The 24,118-nt window shown below is 63.6% G+C and carries 21 protein-coding genes and 1 pseudogene; 11 read left to right on the forward strand and 11 right to left on the reverse strand.

The window, feature by feature from the left end; all coding sequences use genetic code 11:
* The first annotated feature begins 95 nt into the window (after window positions 1-95).
* Together DRB87_RS02880 and DRB87_RS02885 are read left to right on the forward strand one after the other, a co-directional pair.
* Entirely contained in the window at window positions 96-1,913 is a 1,818-nt protein-coding gene (locus DRB87_RS02880; RefSeq protein WP_130024791.1) for a Na/Pi cotransporter family protein, read from the forward strand.
* On the forward strand, window positions 1,873-2,421 hold the full coding sequence (locus tag DRB87_RS02885; protein WP_130024792.1) for a phosphonate degradation HD-domain oxygenase: 549 nt from the start codon (window positions 1,873-1,875) through the stop codon (window positions 2,419-2,421). The genes DRB87_RS02880 and DRB87_RS02885 overlap by 41 nt, the downstream gene beginning before the upstream one ends.
* On the opposite strand, the gene DRB87_RS02890 is transcribed toward DRB87_RS02885, so the two are convergent.
* The 6 genes and pseudogenes from DRB87_RS02890 to uvrA form a co-directional block, all read right to left on the reverse strand.
* Entirely contained in the window at window positions 2,415-3,416 is a 1,002-nt protein-coding gene (locus tag DRB87_RS02890; protein ID WP_130024793.1) for a hypothetical protein, read from the reverse strand. The two genes, DRB87_RS02885 and DRB87_RS02890, sit on opposite strands and share 7 nt — an antisense overlap.
* A gap of 230 nt (window positions 3,417-3,646) precedes the next feature.
* On the reverse strand, window positions 3,647-4,045 hold the full coding sequence (locus DRB87_RS02895; protein WP_130024794.1) for a RidA family protein: 399 nt from the start codon (window positions 4,043-4,045) through the stop codon (window positions 3,647-3,649).
* Complete coding sequence (locus tag DRB87_RS02900; RefSeq protein WP_130024795.1) at window positions 4,042-5,022, reverse strand: threo-3-hydroxy-L-aspartate ammonia-lyase; 981 nt, start codon at window positions 5,020-5,022, stop codon at window positions 4,042-4,044. Before DRB87_RS02900 ends, DRB87_RS02895 begins: the two co-directional genes overlap by 4 nt.
* Complete coding sequence (locus tag DRB87_RS02905; protein WP_130024796.1) at window positions 5,019-5,693, reverse strand: transcriptional regulator; 675 nt, start codon at window positions 5,691-5,693, stop codon at window positions 5,019-5,021. Before DRB87_RS02905 ends, DRB87_RS02900 begins: the two co-directional genes overlap by 4 nt.
* A 111-nt stretch (window positions 5,694-5,804) precedes the next feature.
* Window positions 5,805-6,833, reverse strand: a complete 1,029-nt coding sequence (locus tag DRB87_RS02910) for an AI-2E family transporter (RefSeq protein ID WP_130024797.1) — start codon at window positions 6,831-6,833, stop codon at window positions 5,805-5,807.
* A gap of 92 nt (window positions 6,834-6,925) precedes the next feature.
* A pseudogene (gene uvrA, locus DRB87_RS02915) lies at window positions 6,926-9,787 on the reverse strand (excinuclease ABC subunit UvrA).
* 544 nt (window positions 9,788-10,331) lie between these two features.
* On the opposite strand from uvrA, the gene DRB87_RS02920 reads away from it, so the two are divergent.
* From DRB87_RS02920 to DRB87_RS02930, 3 genes are all read left to right on the forward strand, one after another.
* A complete protein-coding gene (locus DRB87_RS02920) occupies window positions 10,332-11,438 on the forward strand; it encodes an MFS transporter (protein ID WP_130027683.1) in 1,107 nt (368 codons plus the stop codon).
* Window positions 11,439-11,468: 30 nt separating this feature from the next.
* The gene (locus tag DRB87_RS02925; RefSeq protein WP_130024798.1) at window positions 11,469-11,999 is read left to right on the forward strand and encodes a single-stranded DNA-binding protein; all 531 of its coding nucleotides are present in this window, start codon (window positions 11,469-11,471) and stop codon (window positions 11,997-11,999) included.
* 441 nt (window positions 12,000-12,440) lie between these two features.
* Window positions 12,441-13,301: a sulfurtransferase gene (locus DRB87_RS02930; RefSeq protein ID WP_130027684.1), complete on the forward strand. Its 861-nt coding sequence runs from the start codon at window positions 12,441-12,443 to the stop codon at window positions 13,299-13,301.
* A 229-nt stretch (window positions 13,302-13,530) separates the two neighbouring features.
* Here the strand turns inward: DRB87_RS02930 and DRB87_RS02935 are convergent, their stop codons facing one another.
* Window positions 13,531-14,571 carry a porin gene (locus DRB87_RS02935; protein ID WP_130024799.1) on the reverse strand — a complete coding sequence of 347 codons (1,041 nt, stop codon included), beginning with the start codon at window positions 14,569-14,571 and terminating at the stop codon, window positions 13,531-13,533.
* 237 nt (window positions 14,572-14,808) lie between these two features.
* Window positions 14,809-15,531, reverse strand: a complete 723-nt coding sequence (locus tag DRB87_RS02940) for a GntR family transcriptional regulator (RefSeq protein ID WP_240756153.1) — start codon at window positions 15,529-15,531, stop codon at window positions 14,809-14,811.
* Between the two features lie 215 nt (window positions 15,532-15,746).
* Here DRB87_RS02940 and DRB87_RS02945 point away from each other — a divergent pair, with 215 nt between their 5' ends.
* From DRB87_RS02945 to DRB87_RS02970, 6 genes are all read left to right on the forward strand, one after another.
* Window positions 15,747-16,175 carry a heme-binding protein gene (locus DRB87_RS02945; RefSeq protein WP_130024800.1) on the forward strand — a complete coding sequence of 143 codons (429 nt, stop codon included), beginning with the start codon at window positions 15,747-15,749 and terminating at the stop codon, window positions 16,173-16,175.
* Entirely contained in the window at window positions 16,168-17,220 is a 1,053-nt protein-coding gene (locus DRB87_RS02950) for an amidohydrolase family protein (protein ID WP_130024801.1), read from the forward strand. The genes DRB87_RS02945 and DRB87_RS02950 overlap by 8 nt, the downstream gene beginning before the upstream one ends.
* Window positions 17,217-18,113 (forward strand): VOC family protein, encoded by an 897-nt coding sequence (locus tag DRB87_RS02955; RefSeq protein WP_130024802.1) that lies wholly within the window; start codon window positions 17,217-17,219, stop codon window positions 18,111-18,113. Before DRB87_RS02950 ends, DRB87_RS02955 begins: the two co-directional genes overlap by 4 nt.
* A gap of 42 nt (window positions 18,114-18,155) precedes the next feature.
* The gene (locus DRB87_RS02960) at window positions 18,156-19,028 is read left to right on the forward strand and encodes a fumarylacetoacetate hydrolase family protein (RefSeq protein WP_130024803.1); all 873 of its coding nucleotides are present in this window, start codon (window positions 18,156-18,158) and stop codon (window positions 19,026-19,028) included.
* Window positions 19,025-20,593, forward strand: a complete 1,569-nt coding sequence (locus DRB87_RS02965) for a bifunctional 3-(3-hydroxy-phenyl)propionate/3-hydroxycinnamic acid hydroxylase (protein ID WP_130024804.1) — start codon at window positions 19,025-19,027, stop codon at window positions 20,591-20,593. Before DRB87_RS02960 ends, DRB87_RS02965 begins: the two co-directional genes overlap by 4 nt.
* 110 nt (window positions 20,594-20,703) lie before the next feature.
* Window positions 20,704-22,095, forward strand: coding sequence for an MFS transporter (locus tag DRB87_RS02970; protein WP_130024805.1), 1,392 nt, complete (start codon window positions 20,704-20,706; stop codon window positions 22,093-22,095).
* Between the two features lie 20 nt (window positions 22,096-22,115).
* On the opposite strand, the gene DRB87_RS02975 is transcribed toward DRB87_RS02970, so the two are convergent.
* From DRB87_RS02975 to DRB87_RS02985, 3 genes are read right to left on the reverse strand one after another with little or no spacing between them, the layout of a single operon-like run.
* Complete coding sequence (locus tag DRB87_RS02975) at window positions 22,116-22,712, reverse strand: DUF2878 domain-containing protein (protein ID WP_130024806.1); 597 nt, start codon at window positions 22,710-22,712, stop codon at window positions 22,116-22,118.
* 6 nt (window positions 22,713-22,718) lie between these two features.
* Window positions 22,719-23,249: a chalcone isomerase family protein gene (locus tag DRB87_RS02980; RefSeq protein ID WP_130024807.1), complete on the reverse strand. Its 531-nt coding sequence runs from the start codon at window positions 23,247-23,249 to the stop codon at window positions 22,719-22,721.
* Window positions 23,246-23,932 (reverse strand): lipocalin family protein, encoded by a 687-nt coding sequence (locus tag DRB87_RS02985; protein WP_240756154.1) that lies wholly within the window; start codon window positions 23,930-23,932, stop codon window positions 23,246-23,248. Before DRB87_RS02985 ends, DRB87_RS02980 begins: the two co-directional genes overlap by 4 nt.
* Window positions 23,933-24,118 lie beyond the last annotated feature (186 nt).

Below are 24,118 nucleotides of genomic sequence, written 5' to 3' on the forward strand. Positions count from 1 at the left end.
ACGCGGGATGCCGGTTTGGCAAACCAGTGTGCGCGTCATGTTGGCGGCGCAAGGCGCTGCCGGTCCCGTCGACACAATGATCACGGAACACTGGCATGCTGACACTCCTTAACCTGCTCTCCGGCGTTGCAATGCTGATCTGGGGTACGCACATCGTGCGTACCGGGGTCTTGCGCGTCTACGGCGCCGATCTGCGGCGCATTTTGTCGCACAGCATTTCGAATCGATTCCTCGCGTTTGCGGCAGGCGTGCTCGTCACGGGACTCGTGCAGAGCAGCAACGCGACGGCGCTTATCGTCTCGTCGTTCGGTGCACAGGGCCTGATCGCGCTCGCGCCCGCGCTGTCGATCATGTTGGGGGCGGACGTCGGTACGGCCCTCATGGCGCGAATCCTGACGTTCGATCTTCATTGGCTCTCGCCGTTGCTGATCTTCTTCGGCGTTGTCTTCTTCCTCTCGCGCAAGCAGACGCGCGCCGGTCAGATCGGCCGCGTGGCCATCGGGCTCGGGCTGATCGTGCTGGCGTTGCAACTGATCGTGAACGCGACCACGCCGATGACCGAGGCGGCGGGTGTCAAGGTACTGTTTGGGTCGCTGACCGGCGACGTGATGCTCGACACTTTGATCGGCGCGCTCTTCGCGATGGTGTCGTATTCGAGTCTGGCGGCGGTGTTGTTGACGGCGACGCTGGCGTCGTCGGGCGTGATTTCGCTCAAGGTGGCCTTGTGCCTCGTGATCGGCGCGAATCTGGGCAGCGGCATGCTCGCGATGCTCACGTCGGCGGGGCAGAATGCGGCGGGCCGTCGCGTGGTCTTCGGCAGTCTTGTGTTCAAACTGATCGGCTGCCTGGTCGTGCTGCCGTTCGTCGACTATGCGCCGGCGCTGGTGAGCTGGCTCTCGGATGCACCCGCGCAAGCCGTCGTCAATTTCCATGTGCTCTACAACCTGGTGCGATGCGTGGTGTTTCTCGCGTTCACCGAGCCGATGGCGCGCCTGTGCGTGCGTCTGCTCTCGGAACGGCCGGAGGCGGACGGCGTGATGCGTCCTCGCCACCTGGATGAGAGCGCGCTGGAGATGCCGTCGGTGGCGCTGTCCAACGCGACACGCGAGACGTTGCGCATGGGCGACATCGTGGAGCAGATGCTCAATGGGTTGCTCGAAGTCATTCGCAGCAACGATGTGGCGAGAGCGCGCGAAACGCGCCGTCTCGACGACGACGTCGACCATCTCTATACCGCGGTGAAGATGTACTTGACGCGCGTGTCGCGCGAGAACCTGAGCGAGCAGGACAGTCGCCGCTGGACGGACATCATTTCGCTCACGATCAATCTGGAACACGCAGGCGACATCATCGAGCGCATGGTGACGGAGGTCGAGGAGAAGAAGATCTCGCACAAACTGTCGTTCTCGGAAGCGGGGTTGCAGGAAATCTGCGACATGCACGCGCGGCTGGTGACGAACCTGCAAATGGGGCTCTCGGTGTTCCTGAACACCGACCTCCGGAGTGCGCAGCGGCTCATGGCCGAGAAGGAGAGCTTCCGCGATCTGGAGCGCGCCTATTCGTACACGCACTTGAACCGTCTGGCGGGTCAGTCGGTGCAGAGCATCGAGACGAGTTCGCTGCACCTGGACATCATCAGCGACATGAAGCGCTTGAACTCGTTGTTCTGCTCGACCGCGTATCCGGTGCTCGACGATGCCGGTGCGCTGCGCAAGAGCCGCATGCGGGACAAGCCGAAGGACGGCAAGGACGCGAAGGATGCAAGGGATTTGAAGACGCCCAAGGAATCGAAGGCGTCGACGTTGGCGGTATTGGCCGATGTCGCGACGGCCGCCGCCGCTGGTGTTCGCGACGACAACGAGAGTTCACACGATGGCCCTGAGCCTGCCGGACATCCGCACCCTGTTCGATAAATTCGGCTCGCTTGCCTACAGCGGCGAGCCTGTCACGCAACTGGAACATGCGCTGCAAAGCGCCGCACTGGCCGAGAGCGAGGGCGCCGACGAGGCGCTCGTCGCCGCCAGTTTCCTGCACGATCTCGGCCATCTGCTCAACCTTCAGGGCGAAACGCCCTCCGAGCGCGGCATCGACGACCTGCATCAGTACTTTGCCCTGCCTTTTCTGCGCCCGTTGTTCAGCGACGCGGTGCTCGATCCCATTCGTCTGCACGTGGATGCCAAGCGCTGTCTGTGCGCGGTCGATCCCGAGTACTTCGGCAAACTCTCGGCCGATTCCGTGCGCAGTCTGGCGCTGCAAGGCGGGGTGTTCAGCGATGAGGAGGCGAAGACGTTCCTGGCTCGCGAGCATGCCGAGGCGGCGCTGCGGCTGCGCCGCTGGGACGACCGGGCGAAGGTTGCCGGCATGCCGACGCCATCGCTCGATCACTATATGAAATTGCTGGCGCGGGTAACGCCTCAGTGAGGCAGGCGGGCGCGCCAGCCCGCAGGGACCAGCTTCAGGACGGCCGCGCGCGACGGGTGCCATAGGGCCGACAGCAGCAATAGCGCGCCGCCGACCACGACGGCGACCACCGCCAACGCGTGCGTGTCCTCTGACGTCACCAGAAGGTTGAGCATTGCCGTAATCACATACAGCAGCGACGACATCATCAGGGCGCGACGGTCGATCGCTAGCGATATTCCCGTGAGCAATACGAAGAAGGCGATGGCTGCGACAGAGTGCTCGGGCATGAGCGCCCAGAAGATCGGATGCGTGACCATGCAAGCCGCAAGCAGGTGCAGCCAGAAGGCGACGTCGGAGCGGAAGGTCGTGCGCTTGGGGTCGCGGACGTCCCAGCGCAATGCCCAGACGAAGATCGCGAGACCGGCGACGATGGTCACGGCGCGCATGGCGTCGATGAGGTTGTCTCCGAGAATCACGACGAAGAGCCAGGTCAGGCATACCACCGCGCCAATGCCCATGGCGAGGGTGACGGGCACCCGAAAGCGTCGCCAGTAAAGCACCGTGCCGATAGCGATGCCGGCGTAGCTCGCGAAAAGCGATAACAACACCTGGGCGCCCAGCGCGAGTCCTTCGGCTTCGGGCGGGATATGTTCACTCGCGCCGAATCCATGCCCGGTGGCTTGTATGCCGATGAAGCCGACGCTCGCAAACGCGGCGATGAAGCCGAAGCAATAGACGAGTGCGGGCAGCGCCATGCGGCGCCGCCGCACGAATACCTCCGACAAACCCCACAAGACCGCCGCGCAGACGAGCGCCGTGATCCACGGCGCAAGCGAGTGCGTCAGCCACACCGTGCCGAACATGAGTAGCGCCGACGCCACGACGACGAACACGTCGTTGAAACTGGTAATCAGGCGCATCGGCTCGTCGTCGATGCGTTGCTGCGGTGGGGAGGACGGCGGCAGATCTGGCGCGGCCCCCTGCGGCGAGGGCGGGAAATCAGGAGTTGTCATAGCGTGATGGTCGTTGGCGTTCGTGGCCCAAAGTGTATCCGTCGGACGAATCTGTACGCGCGGAAATCCCGGGAAATTTCGCAAACCGTCGTGTGGGTTTGGAAAACGGACGCCCTATCCGGTGGGGAAGGCGTTAAACAGTGAGCGCTGCGCCCCCGAGCCTCTATCCCTCGAAGGGGGCATCAGGGCGCGTCCCCATTGCGAGGTCGTTACGCAATGACGCAGCCCAATCAGCCCGCCAACGCCGTCGCCTCGATCTCCACCGCCACACCGTGACTGAGGGCGGGTACCGGCACGACCGCGCGGGCGGGCTTCGCTTCGCCTGCCCAGGCGGCGTAGACCTCATTGAAGGGCCCCCAGTCGTCGACGTTCGTGATGTACACGCGCACCTGCACCAAGCGGTCGATGCGCGTGCCGCACGCGGCAAGAATTGTCGCAACGTTATCCAATGCCTGCTTCGCCTGTACGGCGAACGGCGCGCCGGCGAGGCGTTCACCTTCCGGCGTGATCGGCAACTGCCCCGACACGAAGACGAACCCGCCCGCGCGGACCCCATGCGAATAGTGACCGCGCGGCGGCTGCAACGCCGCCACGTTCACGGCGTCGATGCCATCGGCCTGGGGGCTCATACCGTTTCCCCCAGCGTGAGTTTGGCGAAGCGCGCCATATCGACGTTACCGCCCGACAGGATGACGCCTACGCGCTTGCCGCGGATATCCAGCTTACCTTGCAGCACCGCCGCCGCGGCGAGGCAACCGGTCGGCTCGACCACGATCTTCATGCGGCTTGCGAGGAACTGCATCGTCTGTACGAGTTCCTCGTCGGTCACGGTCACGACGTCGTCGACGAGCGCGCGGATCACCGGGAACGTGTATTCGCCGAGATGCTGGGTTTGCGCGCCGTCGGCGATCGTGCGCGGTGTTTCGATGTGCACGATCTTGCCCTTGCGAAAACTCTGCTGGCCGTCGTTGCCTGCGGCCGGTTCCACCCCGTAGATCTCGATGTCAGGATTCAATGCGCGCGCCGCGACGGCGCAACCCGAGAGCAATCCGCCGCCGCCGAGGCACACGACGAGAGTGTCCAATTCGCCGGCGTCCTCGATCAATTCCTTGGCCGCCGTGCCCTGGCCTGCCATCACGTGCGGATGGTCGTACGGCGGGATCAGCGTCATGCCGCGCTCCTGCGCGAGACGCTTGGCGAGCGCTTCGCGATCCTCCTGGTAACGGTCGAAGAGAATCACTTCCGCCCCGTAGCCGCGCGTCGCGTCAATCTTCATCTGCGGGGCGTCCTGGGGCATCAGGATGACGGCCGGCACGCCAAGCTCACGCGCGGAGAGCGCGATCGCCTGCGCGTGATTGCCCGACGAGAAGGCCAGCACGCCGCCGCGCTTTTGTTCTGCCGTGAACTGCGAGATCGCGTTGTAGGCCCCGCGGAACTTGAACGCGCCCATACGCTGGAAATTCTCCGCCTTGAAAAACAAGCGGGCGCCCGTCACGGTGTCGGCGGTGTGCGACGTCAGCACGGGCGTACGATGCGCCGCCTCGCGAATCCGGTCGTGGGCGGCAACGATGTCGCCATAGGTAATCGCCAGTGAAGGAGTCGTCATGATGAGCCTTTCGTGTCGCAGAGATAGGTGTAGACGGTCGAGCGGGCGACGCCCAGCGCACGTGCCACTTCGGCGTGGGCGTGGCGCAGATCGAGCAGACCGCGAGCCTCGACGAGGCGGATGGCTTCGCGGCGCTGCGCGAGCGTCAGGCCCTGCGGCGTGGTGTTGCGCTGCGCGGCGAAGTCTGTGATCAGTGGAACGATGTCGTCGAGACGGCGCGTCGTGAGCGTCTCGCGCACGGGCGTCGGCGCATGATTGGGCACGCTCACCAGTTGCTGTACGCTGGCCGCCGCCGCCGCGAGCATCGAGATGTCCATGTTCAGGCAAATGGCGGCGACATACTCGCCGCGGCCGTTTTTCAGGCCGATGGACGTGCTCTTGGCCGGACGCCCATCGGGAAACCGATTCGCGTAGTTCGCGATGACCTCGGGAAATGCCGGGTCGGCGATGCGCGCGAGGCCCATCTCCGTGACGGCATCGCCGGGTTCGCGCCCCGACAAATTGTTGGCGATCGCCACGATGGCATGGTCTGGATCGGTCAGGTCGTGCAACACCACTTCGACAAGCGGCGCGAACGTCCGACCGAGCGCCTCGACGATCTTGCGGCTTTCACGAAGCAGCAAGGCGTTCTCGTCGAGCTTGCGGGTGGCGGACGATTTGGCAGATTTCATGATTTGACATTATGTCATTCAGTGACGAAATGTCAAATGGCATCCGGAAAAACGCCCGGTGCCTGTCGATGATTCGGCGGTGGCAGCAGGCGCCAGAGCGCCGGGCGATACTCAGACGAGTTGCTTTTCCGCCAGTTCGCTCTTGAGATAGCCGTAATAGATCGGCGCGGCGACCAGTCCGGGCAGCCCGAACGCGGCTTCCATGACGAGCATGGCGAGCAGGATCTCCCAGGAGCGCGACTGAATTTGCGTGCCGACGATGCGCGCGTTCAGGAAGTACTCGAGCTTGTGAATCACGATCAGGAAGGTCAGGGCGGCGATGGCCACGTACAACGAGACCGACAGGCCCAGCACCACGATGAACGTGTTCGAGATCAGATTGCCGACGACCGGCAGCAGGCCCACGGCGAACGTCACCACGATCATCGTCTTGCGCAGCGGCAAGTGAACGTCGAACAGCGGCAGCACACCGATCAGGAAGATCGCGGTGAAAAGCGTGTTGATCGCCGAGATCTTGACCTGGGCGAACACGATGCGGCGAAACGCGTCGCCAAACAGCGTGACGCGTCGTGAGAGGGCGGCCGAGAGCGGGCGCATGCTGTGCACGGGTCGGATCGACGAGAGGGCCACGAGTGCACCGAGCACGAGCCCCACGATGATGTGCACCATCGCGTTGAGCGCTTCCTTGCCGACGAGCGACATCTCCTGCGTGTGGTCCTTCAGATAGCCGGTGATCGACTGGTGGATGTCGTCACTGTCGGCCGGCAGGCGTGCCGTGATCCAGGCGGGCAACTGCGCACGCGCCTGCCCGACCACTTCCATCATCCGACTGTTGAGGTGTTCAAGATGGCCGGCGTCGCTGCGAAAGAAGGTGATGATGCCGAAGATGACCGCGGTCATCAGCGCGACGATCACCGCCGACAGGAGGGCGACGGCGACCAGCCGGGCGCGTTCGCTGGAGATGCGCAGTTGCAGGCGCGGCCCGAGCACGTGCACGAGCTGATAGACGACCGTCCCCGCGAGCACCACCGAGAGCAGGTGGATGCTGAGAATCAGCCACAGGGCCAGGGCGGCCGCGGCATAGCTCGCCAGTTCGATCCAGGCATCTCGATCCGGATGCCAGCCAGAGCGCGGTTCCATGCAATGACGTCCTTGTCAAAAGACTCTGCCGCGACGACACGGGCGGCGCTCGCCCGTGTCGTGACGTAAGACAGCCCGAACGGGCGATGCGCTTACTGCCCGCGTGCGAGCAATGGGGCGAGATACTTGCCGGTGAAGCTGGCCTTGTTCGCCGCCACTTGCTCGGGCGTGCCTTGCGCAATGATCTGCCCACCGCCCGCGCCGCCTTCCGGCCCGAGATCGATCACCCAATCCGCCGTTTTTATCACGTCGAGATTGTGCTCGATGATGACCACGGTATTGCCTTGATCGCGCAACCGGTGGATCACCGTGAGCAGCAACTCGATATCGTGAAAGTGCAGCCCGGTCGTCGGTTCGTCAAGGATATAAAGCGTTCGGCCCGTGTCGCGCTTCGAGAGTTCGAGCGAGAGCTTCACGCGCTGCGCCTCACCGCCCGAGAGCGTGGTCGCCGACTGGCCAAGGCGAATGTAGCCCAGGCCCACGTCCAGCAATGTCCTGAGCTTGCGCGCGACCACCGGCACCGGCTTGAAGAACTCATGCGCCTGCTCGACCGTCATGTCGAGCACCTCCGAGATATTGCGGCCCTTGTACTGCATTTCGAGCGTTTCGCGGTTGTAGCGTTTGCCGTGGCAGACATCGCAGGGCACATACACATCGGGCAGGAAGTGCATCTCGACCTTGATGACGCCATCGCCCTGACAGGCTTCGCAGCGTCCGCCCTTGACGTTGAACGAGAAACGGCCCGGGTCGTAGCCACGCTCCTTGGCCGCGGGCACGCCGGCGAAGAGTTCGCGGATCGGGGTGAACAGCCCGTGTAGGTGGCCGGGTTCGAGCGCGGCGTGCGTCCGATGGGCGATTGGTCGACGTTGATGACCTTGTCGAAGTGCTCCAGCCCTTCGATCTGGTCATACGGCGCCGGCTCGGCCGACGACCCGTAGAGATGCCGTGCGACGGCGTGATACAGGGTGTCGTTGATCAGCGTCGACTTGCCCGAACCGGATACACCGGTTACGCAGGTCAGCAACCCGACGGGCAAATCCAGCGTGACGTTTTTGAGGTTGTTGCCCGATGCGTCCAGAATTCGCAGACGATCGTCGCTCGGCGCGCGTCGCTGCGCAGGCACTTCGATACGCCGCGCGCCGGACAGGTACTGCCCCGTGAGCGACTCCGGCGCGCTTTCGATCTGCTCGGGGCGGCCTTGTGCGATCACCCTGCCGCCGTGGATCCCCGCGCCCAGCCCCATGTCGACGACATAATCGCTTGCGAGAATCATGTCCTCGTCGTGTTCGACCACGATCACCGAGTTGCCAAGATCGCGCAGATGCTTGAGCGTGCCGATCAGGCGGTCGTTATCGCGCTGATGCAAGCCGATGGACGGCTCGTCGAGCACGTACATCACGCCGGTGAGGCCCGAACCGATCTGTGACGCCAGGCGGATGCGCTGCGCTTCGCCGCCCGAGAGCGTATCGGCGCTGCGTTCGAGCGAAAGGTAGTCGAGGCCCACGTTGTTCAGGAACGTGAGGCGGGCCACGATTTCCTTGACGATCTTGTCGGCGATCTCGCGCTTAGCACCGTGCAGTACCAGTTCGTGGAAGTGGCCGAGCGTTTCGCGCAGCGGCAGGTTGCCGATCTCGTAGATCGCGCGCGCCTGCTGGCCTTCGCCGACCTTGACGAAACGAGCTTCGCGACGCAGGCGGCTGCCTTCGCAATCGGGGCAGGCTTGATTGTTCTGGTACTTGGCCAGCTCTTCGCGCACGGCGACGGAATCGGTTTCGCGATAGCGTCGTTCGAGATTCGGGATGATGCCTTCGAAGGCATGCTCGCGCACCGATGTGCGGCCCTTCTCGTTCACATAGGTGAAGGGGATGGTCTGCTCGCCCGAGCCGAAGAGTACGATCTTCTGGGTGGCTTCCGGCAGTTCCTCGAAGGGCGTGTCGACATCGAAGTCGTAGAACGCCGCGAGGCTCTGCAGCATCTGGAAATAGAACTGGTTGCGGCGATCCCAGCCCTTGATCGCGCCCGAGGCGAGCGAGAGCGCCGGGAAGCCGACGACGCGCTTCGGATCGAAGAAGGTCATGTGGCCAAGACCGTCGCAGCTCGGGCACGCCCCATGGGATTGTTGAACGAGAACAGCCGCGGCTCGAGTTCCTGAAGCGAATACGAGCACACCGGGCATGCGAACTTCGAGCTGAAAACGTGTTCCTTGTCGGTGTCCATTTCCAGCGCCACGGCCCGGCCGTCGGCCAGTCGCAGTGCCGTTTCGAACGATTCGGCCAGACGCTGTTTCAGATCGGCGCGTACCTTCACGCGGTCGATGACCACGTCGATCGAGTGCTTTTCCGTCTTTTTGAGCTTGGGCAGGGATTCGATGTCGTAGACACGCGCCGTGCCTTCGTTGGCCGCGCCGCCCCCGAGCGGATGCGAAAGCGCACGAAGCCCTGGGCCTGCATCGTCTCGAACAGGTCGACGTGCTCGCCCTTGCGATCGACCACGATGGGCGCGAGGATCATGAGCTTGGTGTCTTCCGGCAGCGCGAGCGCTGCGTCGACCATCTGCGAGACGCTTTGCGATTGGAGCGGCAGGCCGTGGTCGGGGCAGTAGGGTGTTCCTACACGCGCGTAGAGCAGACGTAGGTAGTCGTGGATTTCGGTGACCGTGCCCACCGTCGAGCGCGGGTTGTGCGACGTGGCCTTCTGTTCGATGGAGATCGCGGGCGAGAGGCCTTCGATCAGGTCGACGTCGGGCTTTTCCATCAGTTGCAGGAACTGGCGGGCGTAGGCCGACAGGCTCTCGACATAGCGACGCTGACCTTCCGCGTAGAGCGTATCGAAGGCGAGCGACGATTTACCGGAGCCTGACAGGCCGGTGATCACCACGAGCTGGTGACGCGGCAAGTCGAGATTGACGTTCTTGAGGTTGTGGGTGCGAGCCCCACGAATACGGATGGTTTCCATTCACGGTTCCGGGTCGTCGCCGAGGAATCCGCGCGGCGAATTGTCGCGGGGCGGTTTCCGGCCCCAAGAGTCCGAGTTTCCCGGGACGTCGCGCGATATCGGCGCGGCGTTGGCCGGGCGTCGACGCTGCAGGCGGCGGGAGCGGTCGGGCGGGCCGCTGGGGGAAAATCCGGGCGGCTAAACCTGCTAATATACCTAAGTTTGATGGCTGGAGCTGAACCGGCTGACGGGCAGTCTCGGGCGACATACCGGCACGGACCATAGGTGGGGGCGAATCGTCCGCTTTCCAGGGGGCTGGCGCCGGGCCGTCGTCCAGGCCCATCGACATGCCTCCAGGCGGCTGGCGTGTTGCGCGCCCGGGCAGCAATCATCAGACGATTCCGATGCTGCACGATGTTGCGCGCGTTTTTTCCATCTCTCAGGACGTAATGTCTACCGATTCCGTGACTTCCACTTCCCCTGCCACGACGCGCGGCCGAGGTGGCCGCATGACCCCCTAGAAGTGCGCGCGAGTGCATCGCTCGCGGGGATTTTTGCGCTGCGCATGCTCGGTCTGTTTCTGATCATGCCGGTGTTCTCGGTGTTCGCGCAGACGATCCCTGGCGGCAACAACACTTTTCTCGTTGGACTGGCCATCGGCATCTACGGTCTGACGCAGTCCCTGTTCTATATCCCGTACGGCTGGGCTTCCGATCGGCTGGGGCGCAAGCCTGTCATCGTGTTCGGCCTGATCGTGTTCGCGATAGGCTCGCTCGTGGCGGCGATGGCGCATGATCTGGCGTGGATCATCGTTGGCCGGGCGATTCAGGGCGCGGGAGCGATTTCCTCGGCGGTCATGGCTTGCGTGGCCGATCTGACGAGCGAAGCCAACCGCACGAAGGCGATGGCGATGATCGGCGGCAGCATTGGCCTGTCGTTTGCGGTGGCCATCGTGTGTGCACCGTTCCTGTATCACTGGTTGGGCATGAGTGGCCTGTTCTCGGCCATCGGCATTCTGGCGGTGCTGGCGATTTTCGTGGTGCTGTGGGTCGTGCCGACGCCGCCCGCGCATCCCAAGGTGGGCCCGGCGCCGTTCTCGGAAGTGCTGCACAACCCGGAGTTGTTGCGTCTGAATTTCGGCGTGTTCGTGCTGCATGCGACGCAGACGGCGCTGTTCGTGGCGATGCCGCGCATGCTGGTGGCGGCGGGATTGCCGGTGACGCAGCACTGGGAGGTGTACCTGCCGGTGATGGGGTTGTCGTTCGTGGCGATGGTGCCGGCGATCATTGCGGCCGAGAAGCGGGGCAAGATGAAGGTGGTGCTGCTCTCGGCGATTGCGCTGGTCGCGGTGGCGCAGGCGGCGCTGGGCGGATTGCCGCCGACGGTGGGCGTGATTGCGTGCGTGCTGTTCGTGTACTTCCTGGGTTTCAACGTGCTCGAGGCCTCGCAGCCGTCGCTGGTATCAAAGCTGGCGCCGGGGCAACGCAAGGGTGCGGCGGTGGGCGTGTACAACACGACGCAGGCACTTGGGTTGTTCTGCGGTGGGGCACTAGGGGGTTTTCTGATGACCCACTACGGTCAGAACGCAATCTTCATGACTTGCTCAGTCGGGGCTCTCGTGTGGCTTATAATCGCCGCACCGATGAGGACGCCAGCGCCTCGTCAATCCTGATCGGATATCAGCAATCGCGGAGAAAGATTTATGGCATCAGTCAACAAAGTAATCCTGGTCGGCAATCTTGGCGCCGACCCCGAAGTCCGCTACATGCCGAGCGGCGATGCGGTCGCGAACATTCGTCTGGCGACGACCGACCGTTACAAGGACAAGCAATCTGGCGAGTTCAAGGAGCTGACTGAATGGCACCGTGTGTCGTTCTTCGGCCGTCTCGCGGAGATCGTGAACGAGTACCTGAAGAAGGGCTCGGCGGTGTATATCGAAGGTCGTATCCGCACGCGCAAGTACCAGGCGCAGGACGGCACCGAGCGTTACAGCACGGAAATCGTGGCAGACCAGATGCAGATGCTGGGCGGCCGCAGCGGCGGTGAGGGCGGTGGTGGCGGTGGTGGTGGCTACTCGCGCGGCGGTGGTGGTGGCGGCGACGAAGGCGGTGGTGGTGGCTATTCGCGCGGCGGCAGCGGCGGTGGCAGCGGCGGCGGTGGTGCCCGTCAGCAAGCACCGGCCAAGCAGTCGGGTGGCGGTTTTGACGATATGGATGACGATATCCCGTTCTAATAGGCACTTAGGCGCTTGAGAACGTGTGATCAGCTGGCCCGCAACCGTCTTCGGTGCGGGCCTTTTGTTTTTTGTGCTGCGGGCGTTCGAGTTGCGAGGTCCAACCCTCACGGTCCGCCCAAAATCGGCACAGGTCTGTCGACAATGCTGGTAGGGTGCGCTCGCCGTCTTGCCGCGTCCTGAAAGCCACGTCCGGCCTCCCTAACGTTAGCCATAGCGGGAATCTCTGGACGGGGTATGCCAGCGCGAACGGGGCGCGTGGCGCAACTGCCCCGGACGGCTTCCTCTCGTGGGTTTTCCTTTGATGAGCATCAAAGCGGTTCACCCGTCGTCGCCTAGACTTAGTTCGACAGGTTGGCGCCGAGCTTGCCACTGCGCACCGCGTCGGTTTGTGGTCCATTTTTTGGGGCCAACCGCAGGCCAAGCCAGATGGGGGCTGCCATGCACGAGCGAGTTCTTGTTTCACCGGATGAATTGACGCAGTTGATGAAGTCCGGGCCGGTGGTCCTGATCGACACGAGAGACGCGGCAAGTTTTGCCGAAGCCCATCTGCCAGGCGCGGTGAATATCCATGAGATATTTACCTATCTGGCGACCTCGACACCCCAAGGTCTTGCTGCCTTGCGCGACACATTCACCGGGGCATTTGCGAAGGCTGGGTTGTCCGGGAAGGAGACGGCCGTCATCTACGAACAGTCAATGACAACGGGATTTGGCCAATCCTGCCGGGGCTATGTACTGCTCCGTCATCTCGGCTATCCCCGCGAAAAAATCAAGGTACTTCACGGCGGCTACAGTGCATGGCGTGCCGCCGGGCTGCCAAGCACAACGGAAGTTCCTTCACCAACACCCACCGAGTTTCCTCCGGGTACGAGCGGAAGCAGCATCCTTGTCGATCTGGCGGGGATGAAGGCCGCCGTTGCGGACCCGCACATCGTGAAGCTCGATGTACGCGACGTCGATGAATGGATTGCCGAAAGCTCATCGCCTTATGGCAAGGATTTTTGTCCGCGAAAAGGCCGCATTCCCGGCTCGGTCTGGCTAGAGTGGTATCGAATGATGAAGCCGACCCCCACCGGACAGATGTTCAAGTCGCCCGCCGAGATTCTGGCCGAGTGTGCGACCGTGGGTATTCGTCGCGATACGCCTGTTGTTGTGTTCTGCTTCAAAGGAGCGCGAGCCTCCAACACCTTTGTTGCACTGGAAGAGGCCGGCATCAGGGACGTGCGCCTTTACCTCGGCTCGTGGAATGAATGGTCAAGGGATCCTTCGCTGCCGATTGATGAGGGGTTGCCGTACTAGGTCCGTGCGGATACGCACCTCCACGTCATCGGTCGGTGTCAGCGCAATTTACACGTCTGCACCCCCCCGCCCCGCGCAAGCTGCGCAGCGTCATCTGCGCTGTCTCGAGCAGATCTGACGCGGTACCGATCATCCTCCGGTACCGCGTCAGATCCCGTGTCACGTCGTCGCAAGCCTTAGAAGCGATGCACGATACCCGCGATGAAGCTCACGATATTGTTGCCGGCGGTCACGGGATGCCTGCGCCGCCCGCATTGTTGATCGTGAAGGCCGCGTTGGCCTTGTTCTTCACGTAGCTGGCACCCGCATACAACCCGGTGCGCTTCGACAGGAAGTAGTCGTAGCGCACGCCATACGACAGCGCATTGCCTGACGAATTGCCGCGCAAGCGGTACTGACCGAAGCTCAGCAGCAGCGTGCCGTTCGCCAGGTTCGGCACCAGCGCATTGATTTCATAGAAGTCGTTTTCCGGATTCGCGTAGGCCGCGTTGCTCGCGGTCGTCACGCTATCGGTATTGCGGTGCATCTGATACAGGAATGCCGGCTTGACGAACCCGAAGTCGTACGACGCGCCGAACAGGTAGTAGCGGCCGGTGCCCGTCGGCGACGCCGTCGTGACGGTCGACGTCGTGGTGAAGCGCTGTTGCAGGTAGTCGGCGTCAGCCGAGAATTGCCCCACCTTGAAGTTGAAACCCACCGACGCCGTATCGCCCAACGTACGCGGCTGACCAGCCGCGCCATTGGCGCCGCGCGCATACAACGCGCGTACGGTCAGGCCCGCGAACACCGGCGACACATAGCGAATCGAATTGGCGGTGCGCGCAACCGGCACGAAGACGAAGTTGTTCGTCGCGTTGCCCCAGCCGAGTGTGTTGAGGTCGCCCTGCGAATACGTCACATAGGTTGTGAACAGCGGCGTGTAGTTGTTGCCGACCTGCACCTGCCCCCACGAGTTACTGCGCAATCCGACCCAAGCCTCGCGATTGAACAGCGCACCATTGCCCGCAATCGTGCCGTTGTTCACGTTGAAGCCATCTTCAAGCTTGAACACGGCGGCGAGGCCGCCCCCCAGGTCTTCGGTGCCAATCATCCCCCATCGCGACGGCGCCACCGAACTCGATTCCACCCGCGACACGCTGGTGCCGCCCGTATGCGCATATTGCACGCCCGTGTCGATGATGCCGTACAGCGTCACGGATTGCGCATGCGCGCCCACGCTCGCACACAGCGAAAGCGCCGCAGCGGCGCCAAAACGTCGAATCATTGCCATGTCTCCATTCCTTTGTCGTCATAGGCCATTCATTTGCACAAAAATGGCTGATTGCAATTTTTGTATATATTTTTAGGCAAATCAAATTTTAATGTCACAACTCGGGTAAACCGGGAGTATTCGTGATGTGTGTCTGCAACACGCGGCACGCGTGAGCGACGCGAAATGTGACGATGCGGGAAAGGAGGGGAGGCAGCGTTGCCAGCCCGAGCGATCGGGCCGGCCGTGCGAGACGGCTTATTCCGTGGGGAAGAGATTGGCGTCGGCGAGGATGATGTCGGCCGTGGTTTCGTAATGCTTGCGCATGAGCTGGATCGCACGCGCTGCGTCGCGCTCGATGACGGCGTCGAGCATCGCTTTGTGCTCTTCGCGCTCGTGGCGATTCGGGTAGATACGCTTCACCGACAACTGGCGATAGCGGTACAACTGATCCGAGAGTTGCTCGCAGAAGTTGAGCAGCCAGCGTGACTGGCAGCCGCTGATGAGCGTGCGATGGAACGCCCGATGCAGCCGCTCCCATTCGGGATTTTCGAGGTATTGAGTTTCGCTGAGCGAGCGCGGCACCTTGGAGAGACGGTGATAGGCCAGCACGAGCGCCTCTTCCCACTCCGGCTGGTCGGCCGCAAACGCCTCGCGCAGGGCGACTTCCTCGAGCCAGACGCGCGTCTTGGTGATCTCGCGAAGGTCGGCGGCGCTGATGCCGGTGACGGCAAATCCCCGCTGATCCCGCCGCTCCACCAGGCCATCGGAGGTCAACCGGTTGAGCGCTTCGCGTACCGGCGTCTGGCCCGCCTGGTATTGATCGCAGAGGAATTCGATCTGCAACTTGCGACCCGGCTCGAGCTTGCCGGCCAGAAGATCGGCCCGCATCCGGTCGTACAGATTGGTCGCCAGCGTGACGTTCGACCCGGCCTGGCTAGCGGTCTGGCTGGCAGAGGACAGCGCGGATATGCGGGACAAAACGTTACCTCGATCAGATGGGGGCGGGAAGTTACGTGCAAGTATATCTGAAACGGGTCAGCCCAATGCCAACGACGGAAACCTAGGTGTTTACGATAATTTATGTACAAAAATAACAAATCAGTGTTTTTATATATATAATTGCTCGCAACAAAGGTCCGGTGCGATCGCTTGATCGAGATCGCAACGCCTGGACGCGTTCGGAGATCAGTCGTATGGCATCCCCCCTGACGTTGGCGCACGCCAACGAAATCATCGCGGCGGCACTCGCTGCGAGTCACCAACATCAGTACAAGGCGATGGCGGTCGTCGTGCTCGACGATGCTGGCCACATCAAGGCCGTGCAGCGCGAAGACGGCGCGTCGATGTCGCGAGTGGACGTCGCGACCGGCAAGGCATGGGCCTGTGTGAGCATGGGCGCCAGCAGCCGCGCGCTGCTCGCTCGTGCCAAGGACAATCCCGCCTTCTTCAACGCGCTTGCGGTCACGCACGGCGGCAAGTTCATTCCCCAGACCGGCGCCGTTCCGATTCGCGATGCCGACGGCCGCGTCATCGGCGCCGTGGGCGCATCGGGCGGCACGGGCGACGAGGACGAAGCGATCTGCATCGCCGGCGTGATGGCCGCGGGGCTGCGTCATGAGTGAGCATGTCGCACACGGCCATGGTTGCGACTGTGCTGCGCTGCCCGGTATCGACGTGCACTGCCATGTGATTCCCGCCGAGTTCCCGAAATCGCTGGGCATCACGCCGGCCGGCTGGCCGTCGATGGCCCCTGCGCACGAATGCCATCGGCACGTGATGATCGACGGCGGTCTCTACCGCACGGTTTCCGACCGTTGCTGGGATGCCGGCAAGCGGCTCGACGACATGGCGGAACAGCGGGTCGGCCTGCAAGCACTGTCGCCCATGCCCGAGTTGCTCGGCTACTGGCTGCCGGCAACCGATGCCGCGCATCTGAATCGCTACGTCAACGATGAGATCGCGAAGATGGTCGCGTACGCGCCGACGCGCTTCATCGGGCTTGGCGCGGTGCCGTTGCAAGACATCGATCTCGCCATTGCCGAACTGACGCGACTGATGGCCTCGGGCGAGTTCGCGGGCGTGGAACTCGGCAGCAATATCAACGGCGTGCCGATTGGCGCGGCATGCTTCGATCCCTTTTTCGAAGCGGCCGAAGCGCTCGGCGCGGCAATTTTCGTGCACGCGCTGCGTCCGGCCGGCGAAGCGCGGCTAGTGGGGCCCAAGCCCCTGATGCAAGCCCTCGGCTACCCCACCGACATCGGTCTGGCGGCCGCGTCGGTACTCACGACAAATCTGATCGTGCGCCGCCCGACGCTGCGTATCGCGTTCAGTCACGGTGGCGGCACGCTCGCATCGCTGTTGCCGCGACTCGAACGCGCGCACAAGGTGTTCAAGCCGCTCGAAGACACGCTGCTCGAATCGCCCAGCGCGCAAGCGCGGCGTCTGTACTACGACACACTCGTGTTCGACGATGACACGCTCGCGCACCTCGTCCGCAGCTTCGGCCACACACAACTGATGCTCGGCACCGACTATCCGTTCGCGTTTCGCGAGACCACGCCGGTCGCCAGCATCGAGCGCGCGTTCGCCGACGCGACACGGCGCGAATCCCTGATTCATCTCAATGCCGAACGTTTTCTCGGCATGCCTGCAAGGAGTCATTCATGACGTCGTCCCTCGTCAGCGCACTGCGCGGCATCGCCATCGGCGTGCCGGATCTCGCGCTCGCGGAAACCTTTTATACCGAGACCTGGCATCTGAGCGTCGTCGCACGCACCGATGACGTGGTCTACCTGCGCGGCACGGGCGCGGCGCATCATATTCTGGCGCTGCATCGCAGCGACCGCGCCGACGTGCGCAGCGTCGATTTCAATGTGCCCTCGCTCGACGCGCTGTCGATGCTGGCCGAGACGATCCCGGCCCACGGCGGCAAGGTGATCGACGGGCCGGCGCCGGTGACCGAACCCGGTGGCGGCACGCAGTTGCTCGCCCACGATCCGCAAGGGCGCGTGCTGCGTTTCATCGTCGGCGACGAGCAGTGGACCGACACGGCAGAGCGTGCCGACGCGCCGATCAAGATCACGCACGTCGTGATGAACAGCGAGAACGTGGCCGTCGCGCAGACCTTCTTCGAAAAGGCGCTGGGCTTCAAGCTCTCGGATCGCACCCGCATCATGGCCTTCCTGCGATGCGGTAGCGATCACCACAGCATCGCGCTGGCCGATGCCACCGAGACCAGCCTGAACCACATCGCCTTCGTGATGCCGGACCTCGATTCGGTGATGCGCGGTGGCGGCCGCATGAACGATGCCGGCTACCCGATCGAGTGGGGCGTCGGCCGTCACGGTCCGGGCAACAACGTGTTCGCGTATTTCCTCGGGCCGTTCGACTTCGTCATCGAGTACACCGCCGAAGTGCAACAGGTCGACGACACCTACCGCACTGGCGGTCCCGACGACTGGAAGTGGCCGCCCGGACGCATCGACCAGTGGGGTGTCGGCAAGTCGCCGTCGCCGCGCCTCAAGGAAGCCCAGAAAACCATTCGCTTTCGCCACGGCTGACGCCGTCGCGCCAATTCTCAATCAAGTCCATGGAGTCTTACGGTGAAATTCGTCACGTTCAAGAATGAAGCAGGCACGCGCCTGGGTGTGGTCGATGGCGACGACGTCATCGACCTGGCTGCTGCCCAACCCGGCGTACCGTCCGATCTGCGCGTTGCGCTCGAGCAGGATGTCGATGTGCTCGGCGCCGCCAGGCGTGCGCTCGCCAATCGCGCCGGCCAGCGCGTGCGCCTGTCGGATGTCAAGCTCGCACCGGCGTTGCCGCGTCCGGGCAAGATCGTCTGCCTTGGCCACAACTTCTACGATCACGCCAAGGAAGGCGGCAACCTGAAGCCGGTGTACCCGCTGATCTTCTTCCGCGGCGCGACCTCGCTGATTGCGCATGGCGACCCCGTGATCCGCCCGTACGTGTCGGAGAAGCTCGACTACGAAGCCGAGCTGGCAGTGGTGATCGGCAAAGGCGGCCGTCACATCAAGCGCAGCGACGCGCTCGAGCATGTCTTCGGCTACGCCTGCTTCAACGACGTCTCGTTGCGCGACTTCCAGAAGCGCACGTCGCAATGGACCATCGGCAAGAACTTCGACGGCACCGGCGCGTTCGGCCCGTGGATCGTCACGCCGGAAGACCTGCCGGCCGGCGCCACCGAACTGAAGATGGAACTGCGCCTGAATGGCCAGGTGATGCAGAAGACCAACACCTCGGACATGATCTGGGGCGTGGCCGAAACCATCGAGCTGCTGTCCGAATGCATGACGCTGGAACCGGGCGACGTGATCGCGATGGGCACGCCGGCCGGTGTCGGTTTCGCCCGCACGCCGCCCGTGTGGATGAAGGACGGCGATCGCGTCGAAGTGGACATCGAGCGTGTGGGCCTGCTGTCCAACCTCGTGCAGGACGAAGTCGAGGCGAAATGAGCGTCATGAACGAGTCCTACGACGTTCTCATCTCCGGCTTCGGCCCTTCGGGGGCCGTCGCCGCCAACTTGCTCGGCAAGCTCGGCGTGAGCACGCTGTGCGTCGACAAGGCGCGCGAAGTCTACGACAAGCCGCGTGCGATTGCGCTCGATCACGAGATCATGCGCATCTTTCAAGACCTAGGTCTGGCCGAGCGTATCGCCCCGTTCGTCGATGTGTTTCCGCCGTCGGAGTACTACGGCACGCAAGGGCAGTTGATCAAGCGCATCGCCACCGTCGACAAGCCTTATCCGATGGGTTACACGCCGACGATGACCTTCACGCAGCCGCCGGTCGAGCAAGCGCTGCGCGATCAGGCAGCGAGCTACGACTGCGTGAGCCTCGCGCTGGGCACTGAGCTGATCGGCTTCGAAGACATGGGCGAGGCGGTCACCGCACGCCTGCGCGACGACGCCGGCCAGACGCGCACCGTCACGGCCAAGTATCTGATTGCCGCCGACGGGGCGTCGAGCTTCGTGCGCACCACGCTGGGCATCGCGCTCGAAGACCTCGTGTTCGACGAACCGTGGGTCGTGGTCGACGTGATGGTCAACGACAGCGGTCTGGCCAAGCTGCCGAAGGTGGCGATCCAGTATTGCGAGCCGAAGCGCCCGTGCACATACATCGTGGGTCCCGGACGGCATCGTCGCTGGGAAATCATGCTCTCGCCCGGCGAAGATCCCGCGCAAATGCGCGAAGACGACAGCGTGTGGCAACTGCTCTCGCGCTGGCTCACCCCGGAAGACGGCACCTTGTGGCGCGCGGCTAGCTATCGCTTCCATGCGCTGGTGGCGAGCGAATGGCGCCGTGGGCGCGTGTTCATCGCGGGTGATGCCGCGCACCAGCAACCGCCGTTCATCGGTCAAGGAATGTGTCAGGGTGTGCGCGACATCGTCAACCTGGTCTGGAAGCTCGAGCGGGTGCTGCGCGGCAAGGCGTCGGACGCGCTGCTCGACACGTATCAAGTGGAACGCAAGCAGCACGTGACGACGCTGACCACACGCATCAAGGAGATCGGTCGCGTGATCTGCGAGCGTGACGAGGCGGCGGCCACGGCGCGCGACGCACGACTGCTGGCCGAGTGCGGCGGTGTGGTGAAGACCGTTACGCGTCAGGAGATCGTGCCGCCGTTGCAGTGCGGATTGCTTGCCGCTGACGGCAATGCCGTGAACGGCACGCTGTTCCCGCAACCGCTCGTTGCGACGACTGCGAATGCCTCCGCGTTGCTCGACGACGTGGTCGGCGGCGGCTGGCGAGTGGTTGTCGACGACGTCGCGTTGCTGGACAGCGGTTGGGTTGCCGCGGCGCGCGATATCGGCGCAAGGGTCGTGGTGCTTGGCTCGGCAGCATCCCTGCCGGCCGGCAGTGTGGCAGTGCAGGAGAAGGAAGGTGTCCTCGCGAGATGGTTCGAGAAGCACGATTGCCACGCGGCAATCGTGCGACCGGACCACTACGTTTGGGGTGTCGCGGGACACGCGAGTGCGCTGGCAACCCAACTCGACGCCCTGATCGGCGCGCTGAGGTGACGGTCGGCGCCACGCCCGCTGGCGGGGGTGTGGCAAGCCGCCATTTAAATACGCGGAACACGCCGGCACCAGACCGGCGCGGCCGCGACTGACACGGTCTGGAGACAATCGTGACGACAACCATTACCGCGCGCGAAGAAATCGCGCAGGCGAAATTCGGCGGGTTTCATTTCAAGTTCGCCGTGCTGCTCACTGCCATCATGTTTTTCGATGGCTACGATCTGTTCAATGCCGCGTACGTCATTCCACTGGTGCGCAAGACGTGGCACCCGTCGCCCGGCATGATCGGCTTCATGCTCTCGAGCGGCATCATCGGTCTGTCGATCGGCTCGGTGCTTCAAGGCCTGCTGTCCGACCGGTTCGGACGCCGCCGCGTCATGCTGCTGGCACTGTGGATGCTGACCATCTCGAGCGGCCTTCTCGCCACCGTCGTGCACGGGCCGTTGGGGTTTGCGATCTTCCGCCTCATCATGGGCACGGCGCTGGGCATGGTGACGCCGCTGGCGCTGACCTGCATCAACGAGTGGGCACCCGCGAAGAACGCGAACACGTTTGCGACGTGGGTGTTCCAACTGGGCTTCTCCGCAGGCGGGATCTTCGCAGGCATCGCGGGGCTCTCGATGACGGCGCACTTCGGTTGGGAGTCGCTGTACTACATCGGTGCCGCATCGCTGTTGGTGGTGATTGCCGCGACACTGTGGTTGCCTGAATCGATTCAGTACCTGATGCTGCGCGGACGGGAATCGGAAGTGCGCGTACTGCTCGCCAAGCTGCGTCCTGAGCGTGAGGCGGTGTATCGCACGGCGACGTTTTCGCCGATGCACAAGCCCCAGACGATCGGCTCGATCGCGGCACTGCTCTCGCCGATGTATCGCCGCAACACGATTGTTCACTGGATCGTTGGGTTCCTCAGTCTGTTCTGCATCCACGGTCTGACGGGCTGGCTGCCGACGCTGGTCGTCGCGAGCGGCGGCGGTGTGTCATCGGCGTTCGCCTACGGCACGCTGGTGATGCTGGCGTCGGTGTTTGGCGGAATCGGCATGGGTTGGCTGGCGGACAGGCTGCGCAGCCGCATCAAGGCGATGATCATTGGCTACACGTTGGCATCGATCTCCATGATCTCGGTCGGCATTGCGCTGGGCAATCTGTGGGCACCGCCGTTCGTCGCAGCGCTGGGCTTCTTCATCTTCGGTGCGCAGGCCGTGCTCAACAACTACCAGGTGATGTGCTATCGCACGGAAGTGCGTGGCACGGGGATGGGCGTGGCCGTGGGGCTGAACCGCGTGGGCGGCATCATGGGACCGATGATCATTGGCATCGTCGCCACGTTCAACCCGTCGCCGAGCTACACGTTCGGTATCTTCGCCGTGGCACTGGCGCTCGCCGCCGCGATCATCTCGCTGGGACGCCAGGAGATCGCATCGGTCGGGCTGGTGCCGGCATCGGAAGCGCGCAGCAATGAGGTCAGTGGCGCGGCCAGCGTGCCGGCCGAACAACGTTGAGGGGTATGACTACCGGATGACTACCGATCGCCATGTCGCATGGCGTCGGTAGCCTTGCCGGAGGTGATCGGCCCCGAACCGATCGCCGCGCCCAGCGCGATCAGTCCGGGCAGCATGACTGCCCATCCCGCGCCAATCAGGGCGAGCGCTCGCCAGATATCGATGAACTGGACGGCCCCCAAAGCCGCGCCCGCGCGAAACGACAGTGGACCGCCCACCGCGCCAAGCATGGCGCACAGAAGCCGGCGACGGCGAAGCGACGCGAAGACCGGATTGATCTGCAACGCGAAGAGGGCCCATAGCCCGGCCATCCAATACGGCGCGAATCCGGGGACAAGCACGCCATTCGGGTAGGCGATCCAGCCGGTGCGATAAACGCAGGACTCCCATCCGAAACCCAGCACTGTGACGACGACGAGAAACCCGGCTTCTCGAAGCGGTCGCCGGTCCAGGCACAGATGACCCGCCGCCATGGCGGCCACGAGCGCGACGCCTATCCATCCGTCTCCCTGGGCGGCGCTGAGCACGCACGTGAACCACCCCACCTGGCCGAGTACAACGTAGACCAGGCCGAGGCAACGTCCCGGGTGCGGTGGGTTACATTGCCGCGATGCCACGGCCGGTCATGGGCTTTCGCCCAACAGATGTCTGCGAAGCGAAGGCGCCCGCGTGTTCGGGTCGAGCCAGATGCCGAAGAAGGCCCGCGCGAACGCCATGTCGGGAACGTCGGCCGTCAATGCCCCGTTCGTATAGAACCGTGCGCCGCGCCCAGGCAGATAGACGCCACAGAGCTCGTCTCCGCGCGACACGTCGCCGAACGCACGCTGCATGTCGTCGCGCCACGCGTTGAGCGTCTCGTTCGCGATCGGACGCGGGGCCAATCGTTGAATCTCGTCGAGGCCCGTCGAGACCATGCGCGCCCCGCTCACGCTTCGCTCGTACTTGAGCACAAGCGCGAAGGGCGTGTCGGCCGAGAGGGGCGTGTGCGGCGACCAAAGCTCAGCCTTGTAGAGACAGAAGCCCAACACGCAAAATTCGCCCGCGCCAATGCGATGGGCCGTTGTCAATGCATCGCGGCATCCCGACCACGCCGCCGCTGTTGTCAGCGCGCCGGCCAGACACACGATCACGCGTGCCAGACGACTCGCTTTCATTCGCTTTTCCCGGGGGTGGCGAATCCCGGCTGACCGAGTTGCTCGGGCACCTGGGGGACGCGCCGGAAGCGCGTGGTGTCGTAGCCCATGGCATCGAAACGCGACAGCAGTGCGCGGTAAGTCGCGTCATCCATCGTCGGCTCGCGGGAAAAGATCCAGCCCAATGACTTGTCGGGATAAGCGAGCAATGTGTACTGATACGCCGGATCGACGTACACGGTGAGCTGCGAGACATAGACGGGCCAGAACAGGCGAACACGCCACTCCCCGCCACCGCTGCCCGGCACCACAGTGTCGAGGAACTGGTAATGACGCTCGGGTTGGTCGAACCCGTCCTTGCGGCCATAGAAGTGATCGTCGATCTTGCCGTCGTCGCGCAACTTCCACTCGGCGCGGCTGCCGACGAAGTCGCGTTCGGCGAAGTAGGGGATGTTGGCGATTACATACCACTTGCCCATGTATCGCGGCAGGTCGACCGGCACCGTGTGAAGCGGAACGTCTGCTCGAGGGTTGGGGTTGGGCGGCGCGCCGGTACAACCCGCCAGCAGCACGCTCGCACCGACGAACACGCCAACCGCAACGTGGCGCGTTCGTTTGACGCCTTCGTGGCTGCGCCATCGAGAAAGCCACGCGGCATACAGCGCGAGATTCAGTCCGACGAATGCAATGGCGGCGGCAGGCATGATGCAAGCTCCGTAGCGGGTTCAAGACGCGTGTCACGGGTATACGGACGTCGCGATCCCTCGGATGCAGCGGAAACAAAAAAATCCGCCGATTTCCGCTCGGACGTGCATCCGGGCGATCGCCATCCCCGTACTGACGAAGGCAAGCCCGGGGGGCATCGGCCCACCCCGGCCTCTATTCGACAG

Source organism: Pandoraea sp. XY-2 (assembly GCF_004193915.1).
In the GTDB taxonomy this organism is placed as follows: domain Bacteria; phylum Pseudomonadota; class Gammaproteobacteria; order Burkholderiales; family Burkholderiaceae; genus Pandoraea; species Pandoraea cepalis.

Coding starts and splice junctions, on each gene's coding strand:
- DRB87_RS02880 (WP_130024791.1), top strand. CDS start 96: ATGCTGACACTCCTTAACCTGCTCTCCGGCGTTGCAATGCTGATCTGG.
- DRB87_RS02885 (WP_130024792.1), top strand. CDS start 1,873: ATGGCCCTGAGCCTGCCGGACATCCGCACCCTGTTCGATAAATTCGGC.
- DRB87_RS02890 (WP_130024793.1), bottom strand. CDS start 3,416: ATGACAACTCCTGATTTCCCGCCCTCGCCGCAGGGGGCCGCGCCAGAT.
- DRB87_RS02895 (WP_130024794.1), bottom strand. CDS start 4,045: ATGAGCCCCCAGGCCGATGGCATCGACGCCGTGAACGTGGCGGCGTTG.
- DRB87_RS02900 (WP_130024795.1), bottom strand. CDS start 5,022: ATGACGACTCCTTCACTGGCGATTACCTATGGCGACATCGTTGCCGCC.
- DRB87_RS02905 (WP_130024796.1), bottom strand. CDS start 5,693: ATGAAATCTGCCAAATCGTCCGCCACCCGCAAGCTCGACGAGAACGCC.
- DRB87_RS02910 (WP_130024797.1), bottom strand. CDS start 6,833: ATGGAACCGCGCTCTGGCTGGCATCCGGATCGAGATGCCTGGATCGAA.
- DRB87_RS02920 (WP_130027683.1), top strand. CDS start 10,332: ATGCTCGGTCTGTTTCTGATCATGCCGGTGTTCTCGGTGTTCGCGCAG.
- DRB87_RS02925 (WP_130024798.1), top strand. CDS start 11,469: ATGGCATCAGTCAACAAAGTAATCCTGGTCGGCAATCTTGGCGCCGAC.
- DRB87_RS02930 (WP_130027684.1), top strand. CDS start 12,441: ATGCACGAGCGAGTTCTTGTTTCACCGGATGAATTGACGCAGTTGATG.
- DRB87_RS02935 (WP_130024799.1), bottom strand. CDS start 14,571: ATGGCAATGATTCGACGTTTTGGCGCCGCTGCGGCGCTTTCGCTGTGT.
- DRB87_RS02945 (WP_130024800.1), top strand. CDS start 15,747: ATGGCATCCCCCCTGACGTTGGCGCACGCCAACGAAATCATCGCGGCG.
- DRB87_RS02950 (WP_130024801.1), top strand. CDS start 16,168: ATGAGTGAGCATGTCGCACACGGCCATGGTTGCGACTGTGCTGCGCTG.
- DRB87_RS02955 (WP_130024802.1), top strand. CDS start 17,217: ATGACGTCGTCCCTCGTCAGCGCACTGCGCGGCATCGCCATCGGCGTG.
- DRB87_RS02965 (WP_130024804.1), top strand. CDS start 19,025: ATGAGCGTCATGAACGAGTCCTACGACGTTCTCATCTCCGGCTTCGGC.
- DRB87_RS02980 (WP_130024807.1), bottom strand. CDS start 23,249: ATGAAAGCGAGTCGTCTGGCACGCGTGATCGTGTGTCTGGCCGGCGCG.
- DRB87_RS02985 (WP_240756154.1), bottom strand. CDS start 23,932: ATGCCTGCCGCCGCCATTGCATTCGTCGGACTGAATCTCGCGCTGTAT.